This window comes from Clostridium sp. K04 (assembly GCF_019734375.1).
Classification (GTDB): domain Bacteria; phylum Bacillota; class Clostridia; order Clostridiales; family Clostridiaceae; genus Clostridium; species Clostridium saudiense.
Genome location: NZ_JAASHD010000001.1, coordinates 86,603 through 104,351, shown reverse-complemented (window position 1 = coordinate 104,351; position 17,749 = coordinate 86,603). Strand labels below are relative to the sequence as shown.

The window sequence follows — 17,749 nt, the reverse complement described above, 5'->3', positions numbered from 1 at the left end:
CCGGTGTCTCATCAACATCCGGTGTCTCATCAACATCTGGTGCCTCATCAACACCACCAATCCCATCACTTTCATCATCACTTGAAGTATATGCTGACCCAGTATTTAAAACAAAATATCCTGATGAAGTTACCAAATACCCATTTGCATCTAACGTAAATGATCCATCTCTTGTATAGCCTTCTGTCACAATTACTTGCTTTTCCTCTCCTGCTCCCTTTTCACTTCTATCTAATTCAACTACAAAAAAACCATCTCCATCTATTGCTATATCGCTAGCTATTCCTGTTTGTTGTAAAGAACCTTGTAACATATTTTTAGCTATTGCTGCAACCTTAACACCAACACCAACTTGTCCTGGATTAACCCCTCCTAAAGTATCTGTTGGTTTACTTGAATATATAATTGTTTGATTTAATGTGTCGCTAAATCTTACACTTGATTTTTTAAATGCAGTTGTACCTGAATTAGCTACATTATTACCTACTACATCTAACTTTGTTTGATTTGCTTTCATACCACTTATACCTGAATACATTGACTTTAACATTTTATTTATCTCCCTTTTATATATTTATATATTTTATTTCTATTAATTATTTTGTAACTTTAACTAATGATGAGTATTCTACTTCTTTTATTTCCCCTGTATCACTTAACTCTAATTCTAAGCACACAACTCCATCTTTAATAGATGCACTTTTAACTTGTCCAGTAAAATTTTCATATTCACCAACTTCATTTCCAATTGATACCTCAACATTTTTTCCTATTAATGATGCTGCAGATCCCATTGCATTATTTACTAGCATTGCATTATTTAAATTTACTAAATACTCCATTGAATCATTTAATTGCATCATTTGCTCTAAGCTATTAAACTGAGCTAACTGAGTTATGTATTGTGATGGATCTTGAGTATTAAATGGATCTTGATTAGTCATTTGTGCTACTAACATCTTTAAAAACAAATCCTTATCTGTAGTAGTTGCTGAATCATATACATAGGTTCCATTTTCTGTTTTTCCTATTGCTGAACTTGAACTACTTCTACTATTTATCTCCATATTCCCCTCCTATATCAATAAATTAATATTTATATTATCATCTTCTAATGAATCTTCTTTATTATTTTGTTCTGACCCAGTGTGTCTTGTCTTTTTTTCTTCCTTATTATTCTTATTAAATTGTTGATTTAAATTTTGAGAAAAATCATTTTGGTTTCCAACTTTCATTTCAACAACCACAGTTTTAATATTAATATCTAAACTGTTTAAATGATTTTTTATTTCATATACATTTTCTTTTACTAAATTAAACGTTTCTTCATTATCTAATGTAATAACTATCTTTTCTTCATTATTAGATTTAAGTATTTTTATATTTAACTCTCCTAAATCCTTTGGATTCATTTTTACATTTATTTCTTCCTTGTTATTAACTTTCAAATACTTTATTGTTTGAACAAAATCTTCTGATATATATTCACTTCTAATAACTTGTTGATGTACTATTTCTTCTTTTACTTCTGTTACATTATTGTTTTTAGTAATTAAAATATTATTTACTATATTAAGTTCATTATCAGTATTATTTATATTTGTTTCAGCTCCACCTTTTTTAATTTGAATCTCCTTATTAGTAGTTGCTGAATTATCTATAACTTCTACAAACTGTACTAATGTATCCAGATATTTATTTTTAATTTCTTCATTCATAAATGAATTTTCCTTATTTACCATATTAATTCCCTGTGAATTAATACTCTTACTTTTCAATGCTGATAATCTATAACTACTTAGTACTTCTAATTCATCACTCATCTCTAAAGAATCTTTAGTATTAGATGAATCTTCACTACCTTGAATCTTATCTAGCTTAAGTGATAAATTATTATTTGTATTAAATTCTTCTAACGTCTTGTTATTAAATTTCTTTTCATTTAATATGATTGCTTTAATCTTGTCCATAATTTCAGTAATTATATTTATAATTTGAATTTCTTTTTTAATACCGCTAGTTGAATTTTTTGTAACCTCTATTTTTTGATTTATCTTACTTATAATATTATTTATTTCTTCTTCGTTAAGTCCTAATTCTTTAATCTTATTTGTAATCCCATTAGATTTAATCAATTCTTCTACATTTAGGGAATCTATACTACCTTGATTCTCTATTTTTAAAGTTAAATTATTTACTTTTGAATTAACTTGATTAAAATCAACTTCCAAATTTACTTTTTCAAAAATAGATTTTATTTCTTCTTCATTTAATCCAAATTTAATAAACTTTTCTGTAGTATTATTAAGTTCATTTAACTCTAAATTTTTATTTAATATACTTCTTTCTTCTTTACTTATATAAGATTCATTATTTACAAATAAATTTTCCACATCAGTTAAGAAGTTATCCACCATTTCTTTTGTGTTATCTACATTCTTCTCTAAAACATTGTTTATAATATTATCTAAATCTAAATGACACTTTATTGCTTCTTTATTTGAAGTTTTATCAATATTATTGATGGCATGCTTCTCTTTAAACACACTCTCTTCTATAACTTCATTGTCTATATCAGATGATGAATTATTCATTATATCTTGCACATCTTCTTTAATTACAACTTTTACTTGTGTATTATTTTTTAACTCATAAGCTTGTATATTATCCTCAAAATACTTTTCAGACTTTCCTCTTTCAACATTATCAAGTAATACTTTAATCTCCTGATTATAAATATCTTTGACTTCTACTTTATTTTCGTAATTATTAGAATTAATTTTATTAAGTAATGCACCAATAAATTCAATTAATTTTTCATCAACTTCTCTTAATTCCCTTTGTTCATCTTCATTAATTAAAGATTTCTCAACCTTAACTTTATTAGTTTCTTCAAGAATATTTCCATTGATAACTTCATTATCTAATACTGATAAAAAATCGCTCTCAATATTTTCACATTTTATACATGCACTATTTAGATTTATTAATGATAGTGCCTGTAGCATATCTATCTTCACAACTATCATTCTCCTATACGCATTCAGCTTTTTTTCTTAAAAATGAATACATTCCAAATTCATCATTAGTTGCTTGTTCTTTTTGCTCTTCATTTTTTTTATGTAATTTAAACTTATTTTCTTTTAATTTTTCTAAAGATTTTTTTTCAATTTGCTTATTTAGTAAATCTAATCTTACTTCAACTAATAAATTTTCTTTTTTGATTAATTCATTATTCTTAACATTAATAGTATTAGATAAAGTATTTAAATAATTAGACGTTATCTTTCTCGCAACTATATCTTCAATATTAATTTCATCCGCATACTTTTTATAATTTTGTTTCAAAGCCTTAAGCTCTTCTTCAACTATTCTTTTTTCATTTTGAATTTTCGAATATTTAATTTTACTTTTTTCTTCATTTTTAACTTTAATATCTAAAACCTTTTGCAATCTAAACTTGAAATTCTCCAATTACCCATCTCCTTACCTAAATATATTTTTTAAATTATTAATGTTATCTTCAAAAGAGCTTTTTTCATCTACTCCCTGTTTTAAATAATTATTAACCTTATCAATGTACTTAATTGACTTGTCTATTTTAATATTAGACCCTTTTTCATAAGCTCCAATATTAATTAAATCCTCTGCTTCCTTAAATGTTGCAATTATATCTCTAGCTTGAGACGCCGCTGCTTTATGTTTAATTTCACAAATATCATTCATAAGACGACTTACACTATTTGAAATATCTATTGCAGGGTAATGATTCTTATGTGCTAATTCTCTTGATAAAACTATATGTCCATCTAAAATTCCTCTTACAGCATCTGCAATTGGTTCATTAAAGTCATCTCCATCAACAAGTACTGTATAAAAGGCAGTTATAGAACCAACATCAGAAAGTCCTGTCCTTTCCATAAGTTTTGGCAATTCTGCAAATACTGATGGAGTATATCCCTTTTGAGCTGGCGGCTCTCCAATTGCAAGTCCAACCTCTCTTTGAGCCATTGCAAATCTAGTAACTGAATCCATCATCAATATTACTTTTTTGCCTTGATCTCTAAAATACTCCGCTATGGATGTTGCAGTTAATGCACCTTTAAGTCTTACTAAAGGTGGTTTATCTGATGTTGCACATACAACAACTGATTTTTTCATCCCCTCTGGTCCAAGATCCCTTTCAATGAAATCTAATACTTCCCTGCCTCTTTCACCAATCAAAGCTATTACGTTAACATCAGCTTCTGCAGTCCTTGCTATCATTCCTAATGTTGTACTTTTACCAACACCACTCCCTGCAAAAATACCAATTCTTTGTCCCTCTCCACATGTAATAAATCCATCAATTGCCTTAATACCTGTTGGCATTATATTCTTTATTCTCTTTCTTTTCATTGGATCAGGAGGTTTATTAAACATACTATATCTTTCCCCACCAATAATATTAGTTTCATCTATTGGATTTCCTAATGCATCAATAACTTTACCTAGTAATTCATTGCTACATTTAACACTACATGGATTTCCACTTGCAACAACCTTGCATCCCGGTCCAATTCCAACTACTTCTCCTAATGGCATAAGTATTATTTCATTTTCTTTAAATCCTACGACTTCACAACTTATTGGATTATTACTTTGGTTATATATTGTACATAACTCTCCTACAGATGCTTTTAAACCTTCGACTTCAATAGTAAGTCCTATAACCTTTTTAACTTTTCCTTCTGATATATAAGGAGTTATATTACTTATCTTTTTTAATGTTTTGTTAAAATCTATAGAAATCATAATTCCTCCACTATAGAAGCTCTTCTTTAACTTTTTCTAAAACGCTATCTATACCAACTATTAACTTTCCATTTTTATCCTCAACTTCTGCATTTCCTTCTTCAATACTTGAATCAGATAATATAAAAATCTTTTGAGCAGAATTGTTTTTTGGTATTTTTTCATCTATATTTTTTTGTAACTCTTCTTTATATCTAGGATTAACTTTTATAACTAAATCATTTTTTAAGTCATATTCATTAATAATGTTATCTAACATAATATTCATCAAAGATGTATCTTTAAATTTTTCTCTTAATACTTGTTCTGCTATTTTTATTGAAATATTAAGAACTTGCTCTTTATTGTATTTTATGTATTCTTTTATCTGGCTTTTTATGTTTAATAATGTATTATAAGCTTCTTCTTTAATTTCTTCACTTTCCTTAATAGCCTTATCAATATTTTCTTCATAAGATTCTTTATAACCATCTTCATAGCCATTTTTCAAACCTTGTTCATAGCCTAATTCATATGCTCTTTTTTCAATTGTCTTAGCATTCTCATTTGCTTCATTTATAATTTCTTGTTTTTTTAATTCTGTCTCTTGTACTATCTTTTTATACTCACCTTTAGCTTCTAGAATTAGTTGCTCTATCTTTTCTTTCTCTTGAAATAATCTATCAGGCGCATTAAAAAATTCATTAGAGCACGACATTTTTAAACTGACTTTCCCCATTATTTCTATATCGTTATTTCTTAACACCTTTGATTTAGACAACTATTTCATCCTCCACACCTTTACTAATACTAATTATTCCTTCTTGTTCAAGTCTTCTTATAACTTTAACTATATTTCTCTTAGCCTCTTCAACTTGTGAAACCTTAATTGATCCAAGTAAGTTTATTTCTTCCTTTAAAGCTTGTGCTGCCCTGCTTGACTGGTTTTTTAATATTATGCTTTCTATCTCTTCATCAACACCCTTAAGTGCAATAGCCACATCTTTTATATTTACTTCTTTTAATATCTTCTGAACTGATATATCTTCAAGACTAACTATATCTTCAAATGTAAACATATTTGCCTTTACTCTCTCCGCTAAAATATTGTTTTTTGCTTCTAAGAAGCTAATAATATTTTTCTCTGTTTTTCCATCTACTTTTGTTAATATATCAAGTAAACTATCAAATCCATTTGATGAATCAACTTTTTCTTCTCCTACAGCAAGTAATTTTCTTTCTAACGCACTATCTACCGCCTTTATTACAATTGGAGAAATATTAGCTATTGTGCCAAGCTTTAATGCAACCTCTTGCTGTAAGCTTTCTTCTAGACTACAAACTATCTGAGCTGATTTTTCAGCTTGTATATTTGATAATATTATCGCAATAGTTTGTGCACTTTCCCCCTCTAAACAAGCTAGTATCTGATTTACATCTGCTTTTCTAGCAGCTGTAAATGCCTTTGTTGATGTTTCATATCTTATACCTTCCATTAACTTATTTGCCTTTGAATCATCAAATGCTCCATGTAATAAAGTCCTTGTATAATCTATTCCACCTTCCATTGCAAAATCTTTACTTTTTCTTACCGCTAAAAATTCTTTTAATATTTCTCTTCTCTCTTCTGCAGTTACTTTATGTAAGTTTGCAATTTCTACTCCTATTCTTTGTACTTGCTTATCTGATAAGTTTTTAAGTATATTGGAAGATAATTCAGTTCCTAAAGTCATAAGTAATACTGCTGCTTTTTTGGCACCACTTATAGCTTCCTTATTTATATGTCCTAAATCGTAGGCATTTCCACCTTTAAAACTGTTATTATTCACGTCTATTACCTTCTCCCTATTCACTTAACCATGTTTTTATTAATTCTGTAGCATCATCTGTATTCTTAGAAACAATAAGCTTAATTTCATCCTCTAAACTTAATTCACTTTCTTCCATAGCTATTTCCTTTTCTAACTTAGCTTCTTTTTCTTTTACTAATTTAGCTATTAAATCATTTGTATCTTCTTCACTGTTAACTATTTCATCTTCATTTTTTGATTTTTTCTTTTTAGCCAATAAAATTATCATTAGTGCTATAAATGCTAATACTACTCCACCAGCTATTAATCCATACTTTATGAAATCTTTAGTCGTTGGTACTACAGCTTCATCAGTTGTATCTCCAAATATATTTTGACCTTCATTATTAAATTCCATAGCAACAACTGTTAACTGATCACCCCTATCAGCATTTATTCCTAATGCTGATGAAACCATCTTTTCTACGTTATACATAATATCATCGGAAACGCTTCCATCAATTGCTACAGCTGCAGTTATTGTTTTTATTTCTCCAGGTGATGTTATTGTTGTTATTTCTGTTTTACCAACCTCATATTCTATTTGTTCTTCAATTGATGATGAGCCATTACTTCCTGATTCAGTAGTATTTGTCATATTGTTATCTACTGGAGAACCACTACTACTACTACTACCATTTGATGTTGTATTTTCACTTCTATTTTCTGATTTAATGACTGTATCAGGATTAATTACAACTTCATTTTTTTGAACCGTATCATAATTTAATGTTGCATTTACAGTAACCTTAACCTTATCTTTTCCAAATATACCTTCAAGCATTGATACTATTGATTGTTGCAATTCTTCACTTACTTCTTTTTCTGCACTTCTTGAAAGAGATGTTCCAATACCATTTAACGCGTTTCCATCTTCATCATATATTCCTTCTGATAATAAGTTCATATTTTGATCTATTATCTCTACATTTTTCTTCGGAATATTTGTAGTACTTGCCGATACTAATGACATTATCGATTTTATCTGTGTTTGATTTAATTCTTCCCCGGCTTTAATAGAAACATATACTGCTGCTTTTCCTTCTGTAGTTTCACTACTAAATACAGATTCTTGACCTTGTGTTATATGTACTCTTGCATCTTCAACTGCTGAAAATGTCTTTATAGTTTTTTCTAGTTCACCCTGTAGCATCCTAATTTTTTTAATTTGGAATTCTTCATCAGTCATCGAAAGACTTGAACCTTCATCCATTAATTCGAACCCTTTAGATCCATTTGTAATTGACGAAGATAGTTCTATTCTTAATTTATCAACTTGTTCTTTTGGAACATAAATTATATCTCCTTCAATTTTTGTCTCAACTCCTGCATCTTCAAGTGACTTAGTAACTGTTGCAGCATCTATCGAATCTAATCCTGAATATAACACTCCATACTTATTCTGCTGTGAATAGCTAACTCCAAATGTTATTGCTACAATTATTGCAACTATTCCTATACAAATTGCTATTTTCTTATTTTTATCTAAATTTATAAATTGATCTTTAATATTTATTAGGAATTCCTTAATTTTCTGCATTATATTTACCTCTTAGCTATGCGCCTCCCTATAATTGAAGTTTGCTTATTTCTTGATAAGCTTCAACTGCTTTATTTCTAACTTCTATTAATGCTTGCAATGAAAGTGATGATTCTTGCATTGCTAGCATAACTTCATGCATTTCAACATCTTCACCTTTTATTAAAGCTTCTATTTTATTGTTTGCATTTACTTCTGAATCGTTTACTTTATTTATTGCATCACTTAATACTGTAGAGAAGCTTGTACTTGAATTTTCTTCTATGTTACTATTTCCTATGCTAATGCCATTTAATATCGAATTTGTATTTATTGATTGTATATTCATTTTATCTCCTTACTACTTTCCTATTTCTAAGGCCTTAGATATCATATTTTTTTGAGCATTTAATGTATCTACATTTGACTCATATGCTCTTGAAGCTGAAATTAAATCTGCCATTTCTACTAATAAATCTACATTAGGGTATTCTACATATCCATCTTCATTTGCATCAGCATGTGTTGGATTATATTCTAAGTTCATTTCTGAAGTATCATCTTCTATTGATGTTGCTTTTACACCTAACATCCCAAGCTTACTATCATAATTTTCTGAAAATATTGCCGTCTTTCTTACATAGGCTCCACCATCTTCTGTTCTTGTTGTTCTTGAATTAGCTATATTTGATGATATTATGTCTAATCTTAATCTTTCAGCTGATAAACCACTTGCACTAATTCTCATTCCACTAAATACGCTCATAATTTTTACCTTCCTGTTATAACACTCTTGGACATTGTTAATTTTATATTTGTTATACTTACTAATCCGTTATACATTAACGTATTAGCAGCTTGATTAACTTTTTCATTTTCTAAATCAACATTATTTCCATCACTTCTTATCGAAGTTGTATTATCTTCTTTAACTTCAATTTTTCCAGCATTGTTTATATCATCTAATGTTTCTTCAAAGCTAACGTATTTTCTTTTGTAGTCTGGAGTATTAACATTTGCTATATTATTTGCAATTGTTTCACTTCTAAGTTGAGCCACATTTAATCCACTTTTTATAAGATTATATATTTCCATTTTTCTGCACCCCCTACCTTTTATATTTTTATCTTTAATTTCCTTGAATCATTTTCCTTATTATAACTTTTATATTATTTTTTTCCTTTAATTTGCGAAAATAAAAAAATACTACCCTTCGGAGAGAATAGTATTTAAAATCCTTCATAATAATTAATATTTACCTATACCTTATTTCTTATAAATTGTCTTTATTCTATTACTGCGGTATATAAATTTATTATATTTAATCGCTTTTAATTGATTTTATAACTTAATAGAAGTCTTGTATAGTTAACTCAAAATTACTAAAATAGAACTTAAAAAAACAAAAAGTTTACTTACTCTTCGGTAGCTGGCTGGCATAATATTTTGAATTAGCCCCTATAGCTTTGCGTCACTAGATTTCTCTAGTTTTGCCTTATATATTATTTATTACTATTATATACCTATATAAACATTTTTTCTATGTTTTTTCCTATTTTTCCTCTTTTTTTTGTTTTTATTTCTAATTTTTTTACACTTTCTTCTTAATTGGATACTTATAAAGAAAATCTTGACTGAAATTTCAATATTTAAATTGATATTTCTTTTAAATTTTTTAATATTTTTATTATATAATTATATTTAATCTATTTGATTTTCATTTTTATCTTAATTGTAATTTATTTACTTTTTGTTTCTGTATTTTTGTTAAATTATGTTTAATTTTAAATTAAATCTCTATTTATGATTAATTTTATAAAATGAAAGGCTTAAAGCTAGATATTCTCTAACTTTAAACCTCTATATAAACCATAATTTATAAAATAATTATAATGAACTTTAATTTAATAACTTTTCTTTATATATAAATATCAATAACAATTCCTGTACTAATATTTCCAACTAAATCAGTATAATCATATTTGTTTATACTTACCCCATTAATAATATACTCGCTATCATCTAAATGCATCTTAATCTCATTTTCCTGAGCCACAATTTTTCTTCTATTACTTTCAATATCTAGACTCAACTTAATAAGTTCAGATTTGTATTGCAATAGCTTACTCTTTGTACTATTTATCTTTTTTAATATCTCATTGATTTTATCAACTATATTCTCTTCATCTTGTATATATTCTTCACTATAACTCTTTATTTCTTCCTGATGTTGAACTTTATCTTTTGTTTGATTTTTCAAATCAGTTATTTGTTTAGTAATTTGCCTTACTTTTATTTTCTGCTTAACATTTTCCTTTTGTCCATTTTTAATTGCTTGAGCATATTCAGCTTTAGCTTGTTTCAAAGTACTTTCTATAGTCTCAATCTTATGCTCTTGAGATTGAATCTCCGATATTCTATCTTGTATTCCTCTTTGGTCACTATTAACAATACTTGCTTTTGTTCTTATAGTTTGATAAATATCATTATTAGTCTTTTTTGTAGTAGTTGTAGTTTTTTTCTCTGCATTATTTTCTTCTTGAAGCTTTATGTTTAGATATTGATTCACATTATTTGATGAATCTATAGTATCTACTTTACTTATCAAATCATTATCTACCCTAATCATATTGGTGCCTCCCTATTGAACTTTAATTCAATATAGCAATAAAGGATAAAGCATTCGCTTTATCCTTATGTTTTAAGATATTTACTATCTTAATAATTGCATTACACCTTCTGGTTGAGATTTTGCTTGAGTCATCATAGCTTGAGCTGCTTGATTTATTAAGTTTAACTTAGATAAATTCATCATTTCAGCTGCAACATCAACATCTCTAATTCTAGACTCAGCTGCGGTTAAATTTTCACTTGAAGTAGTTAAGTTAGATTGAGCTGTTTCTAATCTATTTTGGTATGCACCTAAACTAGCTCTATTAGTATTAACTGTTTTTAGTGCTTCATCTAATTTATCTATATAACTTTTAGCAGCTTCAGTACCTTTAGTTAAATCCGAATTTAATATATCATCTATATCTGTTTCTTTTAATCCTAATGCATTAGTTGACATATTTGCTATATTAACTGTCAACTTTTCAGAGTCCCCAGTATTTGCTCCAACTTGTAAATCCATTTTTAAATCTTCTGTTTTACCTTCTATATTTATTTTAACAGTATTATTTCCGTCTAATAAAGCATTTCCTTTTAACTCTTCGAAATTACTTACACTTATAGTTATTTCTTTATTAACTATATCTTCTACTGAATTATCACCTTGTCTCTCCTGGAATTCATTACCTTCTGCATCTAATAATTCAAATGTAATATCTCCATTACTATCTATTGCTACAGCATCAGCAGTAGCGATAACCTCTCCATTTTTATCTTTTATAACAAGACTATAATCATCACTTGTTGCAGGATCTGCATTTGTTAATTCTATACTTCCACCTTTTATTAATCCTGAAAGTGGTGTTAATTCTCCATTAGTATCAACTACTTTATCAAAATTTGAAAGCCCGTTTATAGCACCTTCTAATCCTTTTCCATTTAACTCGGCACTTCCTTTAACAGTATTTGATAAAAGTGTTTTTCCATTAAATTGTGTAGACTCTGCAATTCTATCTATTTCTGAATGTAATTGCTTTAATTCTGTAGTTATCTTTTCTCTGTCTTCTACATTATTTGTTTCATTAGATGCTTGTACTGTTAACTCTCTCATTCTTTGAGTTATATTTCCAATTTCCTCCATAGCCCCTTCTGCAGTTTGAACTACTGAAATACCATCTTGAGCATTTTCTGAAGCTTGATCTAATCCTCTGATTTGGCTTCTCATTTTTTCTGATATAGCTAATCCTGCAGCGTCATCTCCAGCTTTGTTGATTTTTAATCCTGAAGATAATTTTTCCATTGAATTGCTTGCTAAAGCAGTTGTTTTTGTTGAGTTGTTTAATGCTGTCATAGCACTTAAGTTTGTATTGATTCTCATAGTTTTGCACTCTCCCTAGTTTTTGTATTCGACATCCATGTCTTTTATTTTTTTAGGACTTCTTGCCCTATGTTTTTATTTATCGACTAACTTCTCTAATACTTTATACTTTTTTATAAAAAATATTTAAATTATTTCTATTCATATTAGTGTAAGCCGTATTAACCATTCTTTTTGCTTTGTACTCTTGCAATTCTTTTTTCACTTCTACTATTCTTTCTCTAAGCTTAACCTTAATTTCTCCATCTAACTTGTAAAGTCCACTTTCTTTATAAGCCTGTCCGAATTTTTCAAATTCATCTTCTTTTAAATTATCAATAATAATCTGTCTTTCTTGTAACTTTTCACCGAGCTTAATATGGTCAAACTCTTCAACATTAATCATATTAAATATCTCTTCCGAAATACCTCTATACTTATTAATCATTTATATCATCCTAACTACTTAAACTACTAACTAAATAACTCATTTGAGAATTTAAAGTGTTCATACTAGATTCAAGAGATGCAAATTTTGCATATAATGCTTCTTGCTTTTCTTCCATTTTAGTTATTAACTCTTTAATCTTTGTTTCTTGCTTTTTAATTTGTTCTGAGAAAATATTATTAACTGCTGTAGATGTTTTTTCTATACCAGCTTTTTTAGCAAATACACTTGCTGAACTTCCTGCATAGTTATAAGTTACAGTCTTTATTTTTTCTAAAGCAGCTGTTGTTGCCTTATAAACTAACTCTCCATTTTCCTCTAAAGCCTTAGTAAATACCTCTTCATCTAAAGCAAGCTGCCCTGGTTTGTTGTAATCTGAAACTGAAGTTATTCCTATGTCACTAAGACTTATTCCTAAATCACCTAATGAACCATAAACTGCTGTTTTCATATCTTCAACGAAGCTTCTTAATCCACTATCATTTCTCAAAATACCAGCCTTAGCTTTTTCTTCCCACTTTTCAATTTCTGTTTCACTCATTTCTTCCTTTTGAGCATCTGTTAATGGATCATAGTCAGTGTTTTTCTTTTCTGTAACTAAACTATATATGTTATCTAACATACTGTTGTACTCTTCACTAAAAGCCTTCATAGTATTAACAGTTGATTGTGTATCTTGAGTAGATGTTAAAGTTACTGTTTCATTTGCATTAGTTGTCCCATTTAAAGTATATGTAATTCCATCTAAAGTAAATGTATTACTTGAATTAGTCATACCTTCTCTTATTATATTTCCAGAACTATCAAAAACATTTACCTTAGAATCTGTTCCTAAAACTTCACTATTCCCAATACCTAAAAACTCTAATGCCCCTTTAGCAGTTCCACTTTCATCAGTACTTTCACCTATTATTTGTAATTTACTCTCTGAACCTGTTGTTGTTGATTCAATAGAAAATTTACCTGTCATCTCACTAAATGATGCTTTAATCTTACCATCAGTACTTGCATTTATTTTACTAATTAATGATTCTATAGTATCATCTTTATCTATAGTAATTTCACTTGACTCTTCACCATAATTAATCTTAAACGTAGTTTCTCCTGTTAATCCTAAATCACCTAAATTGCTAGTCTTAGCTAATCCATCTTTAGTACTACTAAATTTTGGTGCAGTAGCAAGTTGTGACACTTCAAACTTATAATTAACACTACTAGCTCCAGCACTTGCTGTTGCTGTAATAACACTACTATTTGAACTGCTTACAGTCATATTAGTAAATACTTTACTACTTAAAATATAATCAGATGATGTTGCACTAAAATACTTATCATAAAGCCCTTTAACATCTGTAATAACATCTCTATAAATTTCTTGTTGCCAAGTTTGTGTTGTTTTCTTTTGCTCTGCCTTATCAATCTTACTTTGCTCACCAGTAAGCATATTTGTTACCATTTCATCAATATCCATACCAGTAGCTAGTCCTGTTATTCTGTTAGAATTAATCGTAGTCATTCAACACCCTCCTATAATCCTTTAGCTTTTTTACTTACCTCATACCAAGTATCCCTTACATTTTCAATAAGCGGTAAAACTTCATCAATAATTGCTACATCCTTTTTTATATTAGCTTGTACCAATCTTGATTTTATATATTCATAAACTCTAAATAAATCTTCATATGCTTGTCCCGCATTTCTATCTAAAGTAACCATAAGTTCAGTAAAAATGTCTTGAACCCTTACAAGTTCAGTATGAGCTCTTGCTATATCCCTCCTTTCAATAGCAAGTCTTGCAATCTTAGTATACTTAACAGCACCATCAACAAGCATTAAAAGTAATTGTTCCTTTGATGCCATCTTTACTGTATTTTGTTTGTATGCATTATATGGATTTCCGTTATACATTATGTCCTCCTATTTAAGCAGCTTTAAAATGTCTAAATCACCACTTGTAGCTTCCTTATTTTCCTCTTTCACTCTATCAAAAACTTCTTTTCTAAGAATCGTAACATCCCTAGGTGCTGAAATTGCTAGCTTTACACTACCATCTTCAACCTTAACTATTTTTATCTCAATATCATCACCAATTAATAATGATTCATCTTTTTTTCTAGTAATAACTAACATTCTAATCTCTCCTTATCAAAGGATGCTTTGTTTCATATTTACTATTTTGCATAATATATTGCTTTCCTAAATTATTTTTAATATTAATAACTAAAGGTGCTTGTAAATTCATAGTACTAGTTTCTAAAGTTTTACCAAGAGTAATAATACTTAAAACAAGAACATCCTCTGGCTTATCAATTTGTAATTCTTTTATAGTTTCATCATTTAAGTTAATTTCATACTCACTATAAATTTCAAAAGGACTTGTAGTTACAAAACTAACTTCACCTTCTTTTGATTCTAATATCTTAAACTTTTCATTACCATTTAAATCCTTAATAATAAAACTCTTAAGGCATTCAAATCCCGGTAACCCCTTTTTAAATGTTATTTCCATCTTAATATCCCCTATTCTAGATATAATCTAATATTGTTGTCTTAAATAATTTAGAACTTACCTGTAAGCTTGCAGTATATACCATTTGTGCTTCTTGTAATTCTATATACTTTTCAGCAACATCAACATCTTGAATATTAGAAAGTACACCTTTCATTTCTAGTACATTTTCATCATTAGTATCCTTTATAGCTTGAACAGTATTAGTTCTTGCACCAATTATAGATCTATTATTTAAAACATCACTTAAATAAGAATCTAATCTTTTAGATAAATCACCAATAACATCCATATCAACTTCTTCAGTATTTAATGCTACTGATAACTCTTCAAACATATTGATAGCACTATTAGTACCATCTCCTTTTCCAGAATTAGTTACTTGATTAATATTTAAGTTATAATCAACTTTAATTCCATTAGATACAGCTGCACTTAAATTAGCATTTATTCCTTCTTTTTCTGAATTATTAATACTTAATTTAATATTTCCATTTTCATCAGTTGTTATTTTTACTGGTTGTTCATCAGTTATACTTCCACCAAATATGTACTTTCCTGCATATGTAGTATTAAAAGCTTCACCAATTTGCTTAATTTTTTCATTAACATTAGTTTGAATAGCTTTTATTTCATCTTTCCCATAAGCTCCACTTATAGATGTTAAAAGAGTTTTTATTTCACTAGTAAGTGTTCCTACTGTATCTAATGCTTCATCAGTCATATCAAGCCAACCTGTAATTTCATCTGCATTATAATTATATTTTTCAATATCAGCTATCTCATTATTCAAATTCATTATCTTTACAGCTCTAAGTGGATCATCTGATACTTTATTAACTTGCTTACCTGTATTCATTTGAGTATTTAATTTATCCATACTTTGAAGATTATTTTGAATATCCTTTAGATAACTACTCATCATATTTCCATTAGTTACTCTCATAGTTTTCTCTCCTTTTATCTAACTAGTCCATTTACAACAACATCTAATAATGAATCAATTGTCGACATTACTTTTGCATTTGCATTATATGTATGTTGAAGTTGTACTAAACTTATCATTTCCTCATCTAAAGAAACTCCAGATACGCTACTTCTTGAACTATCTATATTGGATAAAAGCTTACTTTGATTACTTTCATCTCTTATAACAGCTGCAGATGATTGTCCTAATTCTTGTATTACATTGTTATAGAAAGTATTTATAGTCATATCTTTTCCATTAATATTTATTTTTTCTGTTTTTAAATTATATAAATTTAATGCTGTATCTGCATCTATTTTAAAACTATCTAAATCCTCAGTAATATTCTTATTTATTGAAATAAGCTTTTTATCTTCTTTTACAAATATACTAGGCTTTGTATCATCTCCTGCTTTATATGCAGTATTTACAGCATCAATAATTGTATTTGATAATGTTATTAAACTATCCTTATATCCCTCTATTTCCTTTAACATAGAAGTTGTACCCTCTAATTCTCCTGAAATCTTAAGCCCTGAATTCTCTAGATCTTCTAAAGTAACTTTACCGTTTTTATCAAAAGTTTCTTTTAATAAATTCTGAACATCTTTATCGCTTATATTTAACTTAAAACTTAAATCATCTAAAATGGAATCTCTTTGATCCATCATATCATTAGGTGATTTTCCTGTTCCTTGGACAATCTTAATATTCTTATCAAGCTCTTCAACTTGCGATAACATTGAATTAATTTCATCCATTATATAATCTTGCTGAGATTTTAAGCTTTCTTCTAAACTTTCTAATTTCCCAAAAGCATTGTTAATACTATTAGTTAAATACTTAGCATTTTCTAATACAACACTTTTTACTCCTGCACTTTCAGGATCCTTAGATAATTCATTCCAACTATTAAAGAAATTATTTAAAGTAGAAGATATGGCGGAATCTGATGGTTCATTAAATATACTTTCAATATTTTTAAAATAATCATACTTTACACTAGTACTTCCATACTCATGACTTTCACTTCTAAACTGATAATCATAAAAACTATTTCTTATTCTCGTTACATCATTAATTTGAGCTCCAGTACCTATTTGCCCTGCACCCAAGCTACTATTCAATCCCGGATTACTATATGGACTACTTGCTGTTTGACTTACCCTTTGTCTTGAGTAACCCGGTGTATTAATATTACTTATATTATGTGAAGTTGTTTGTATTGCAACTTGACTTACATTCATTCCTGACTTTGCCGTATTAAGAGTTCCTAATAACCCTGCCATAATTTCTCCTCCTATTTATCGCCCTACTTTTCCATAAGAATTATATGTGCCTATTCCTTTTGATGGCTTTATAACGTTAATCATCTTATTAGTAAAAAATAATCTTTGCTTTATTAAAGTATTATTAGTATCTTTTTGATTTTGTAAATTATTAAGAAGATTTTTAATTTCTTCATAAACACCTTTAATATGCTCATCATTAATGTTTTTAATAAAATTATTAAATTCCTCTTCACTAACAATTTTTCTTCTCTTTATTTCACTAGCAGCTAAGTTTTTACCAACTTCTTCGATCTTGTCAGCTATTTTACCTAACCCAATAATATCTTTACTTAAAATCAAGCTATATTGTTCATCTAATAATTCTAGTAAAGATTGTAATATCTTCTTTTCTTCAAAAATAACCAATTTTAATTCTGAATTCATT

The 17,749-nt window shown here is 28.0% G+C and carries 21 protein-coding genes and 1 riboswitch; all 21 genes read right to left on the bottom strand.

Annotated elements, in window-relative coordinates; all coding sequences use genetic code 11:
* Positions 1-550: flagellar hook-basal body protein (locus tag HCG70_RS00615; protein WP_221697354.1), on the bottom strand; the 550-nt coding region annotated here is incomplete at its 3' end.
* Positions 551-596: 46 nt separating this feature from the next.
* Entirely contained in the window at positions 597-1,067 is a 471-nt protein-coding gene (locus HCG70_RS00610; RefSeq protein WP_221697353.1) for a flagellar hook assembly protein FlgD, read from the bottom strand.
* Positions 1,068-1,076: 9 nt separating this feature from the next.
* A complete protein-coding gene (locus HCG70_RS17620; protein WP_221697351.1) occupies positions 1,077-3,020 on the bottom strand; it encodes a flagellar hook-length control protein FliK in 1,944 nt (647 codons plus the stop codon).
* A gap of 13 nt (positions 3,021-3,033) precedes the next feature.
* On the bottom strand, positions 3,034-3,474 hold the full coding sequence (fliJ, locus tag HCG70_RS00600; protein WP_221697350.1) for a flagellar export protein FliJ: 441 nt from the start codon (positions 3,472-3,474) through the stop codon (positions 3,034-3,036).
* 12 nt (positions 3,475-3,486) lie between these two features.
* Positions 3,487-4,794, bottom strand: a complete 1,308-nt coding sequence (gene fliI / locus HCG70_RS00595; protein WP_195953803.1) for a flagellar protein export ATPase FliI — start codon at positions 4,792-4,794, stop codon at positions 3,487-3,489.
* Between the two features lie 10 nt (positions 4,795-4,804).
* Positions 4,805-5,554 carry a FliH/SctL family protein gene (locus HCG70_RS00590; protein ID WP_195953804.1) on the bottom strand — a complete coding sequence of 250 codons (750 nt, stop codon included), beginning with the start codon at positions 5,552-5,554 and terminating at the stop codon, positions 4,805-4,807.
* Positions 5,547-6,602: a flagellar motor switch protein FliG gene (gene fliG / locus HCG70_RS00585; RefSeq protein WP_288218815.1), complete on the bottom strand. Its 1,056-nt coding sequence runs from the start codon at positions 6,600-6,602 to the stop codon at positions 5,547-5,549. The genes HCG70_RS00590 and fliG overlap by 8 nt, the downstream gene beginning before the upstream one ends.
* Positions 6,603-6,618: 16 nt before the next feature.
* Complete coding sequence (gene fliF, locus HCG70_RS00580) at positions 6,619-8,163, bottom strand: flagellar basal-body MS-ring/collar protein FliF (protein ID WP_221697349.1); 1,545 nt, start codon at positions 8,161-8,163, stop codon at positions 6,619-6,621.
* 28 nt (positions 8,164-8,191) lie between these two features.
* Positions 8,192-8,491 carry a flagellar hook-basal body complex protein FliE gene (fliE, locus tag HCG70_RS00575; protein ID WP_195953806.1) on the bottom strand — a complete coding sequence of 100 codons (300 nt, stop codon included), beginning with the start codon at positions 8,489-8,491 and terminating at the stop codon, positions 8,192-8,194.
* A gap of 12 nt (positions 8,492-8,503) precedes the next feature.
* Positions 8,504-8,908, bottom strand: a complete 405-nt coding sequence (gene flgC, locus HCG70_RS00570) for a flagellar basal body rod protein FlgC (protein WP_221697348.1) — start codon at positions 8,906-8,908, stop codon at positions 8,504-8,506.
* Positions 8,909-8,913: 5 nt separating this feature from the next.
* Positions 8,914-9,237, bottom strand: a complete 324-nt coding sequence (locus HCG70_RS00565; RefSeq protein ID WP_195953808.1) for a flagellar basal body protein — start codon at positions 9,235-9,237, stop codon at positions 8,914-8,916.
* Positions 9,238-9,563: 326 nt separating this feature from the next.
* A riboswitch (cyclic di-GMP riboswitch) is annotated at positions 9,564-9,647 on the bottom strand.
* Between the two features lie 413 nt (positions 9,648-10,060).
* Positions 10,061-10,771: a hypothetical protein gene (locus HCG70_RS00560; RefSeq protein ID WP_221697347.1), complete on the bottom strand. Its 711-nt coding sequence runs from the start codon at positions 10,769-10,771 to the stop codon at positions 10,061-10,063.
* An 84-nt stretch (positions 10,772-10,855) separates the two neighbouring features.
* A complete protein-coding gene (locus tag HCG70_RS17615) occupies positions 10,856-12,130 on the bottom strand; it encodes a flagellin (RefSeq protein ID WP_221697346.1) in 1,275 nt (424 codons plus the stop codon).
* A 103-nt stretch (positions 12,131-12,233) separates the two neighbouring features.
* Complete coding sequence (locus tag HCG70_RS00550; RefSeq protein WP_195953811.1) at positions 12,234-12,557, bottom strand: flagellar protein FliT; 324 nt, start codon at positions 12,555-12,557, stop codon at positions 12,234-12,236.
* Between the two features lie 10 nt (positions 12,558-12,567).
* A complete protein-coding gene (gene fliD, locus HCG70_RS00545; RefSeq protein WP_221697345.1) occupies positions 12,568-14,073 on the bottom strand; it encodes a flagellar filament capping protein FliD in 1,506 nt (501 codons plus the stop codon).
* A gap of 11 nt (positions 14,074-14,084) precedes the next feature.
* Complete coding sequence (fliS, locus tag HCG70_RS00540; protein WP_221697344.1) at positions 14,085-14,465, bottom strand: flagellar export chaperone FliS; 381 nt, start codon at positions 14,463-14,465, stop codon at positions 14,085-14,087.
* A 9-nt stretch (positions 14,466-14,474) separates the two neighbouring features.
* The gene (csrA, locus tag HCG70_RS00535; RefSeq protein ID WP_195953814.1) at positions 14,475-14,687 is read right to left on the bottom strand and encodes a carbon storage regulator CsrA; all 213 of its coding nucleotides are present in this window, start codon (positions 14,685-14,687) and stop codon (positions 14,475-14,477) included.
* A gap of 1 nt (position 14,688) precedes the next feature.
* Positions 14,689-15,066: a flagellar assembly protein FliW gene (fliW, locus tag HCG70_RS00530; protein WP_221697343.1), complete on the bottom strand. Its 378-nt coding sequence runs from the start codon at positions 15,064-15,066 to the stop codon at positions 14,689-14,691.
* A gap of 16 nt (positions 15,067-15,082) precedes the next feature.
* Positions 15,083-16,012 (bottom strand): flagellar hook-associated protein 3, encoded by a 930-nt coding sequence (locus tag HCG70_RS00525; RefSeq protein ID WP_221697342.1) that lies wholly within the window; start codon positions 16,010-16,012, stop codon positions 15,083-15,085.
* 14 nt (positions 16,013-16,026) lie between these two features.
* Positions 16,027-17,322 (bottom strand): flagellar hook-associated protein FlgK, encoded by a 1,296-nt coding sequence (gene flgK / locus HCG70_RS17290; RefSeq protein ID WP_260457707.1) that lies wholly within the window; start codon positions 17,320-17,322, stop codon positions 16,027-16,029.
* Between the two features lie 15 nt (positions 17,323-17,337).
* Positions 17,338-17,748, bottom strand: coding sequence for a flagellar protein FlgN (locus tag HCG70_RS00515; protein ID WP_221697341.1), 411 nt, complete (start codon positions 17,746-17,748; stop codon positions 17,338-17,340).
* Position 17,749 lies beyond the last annotated feature (1 nt).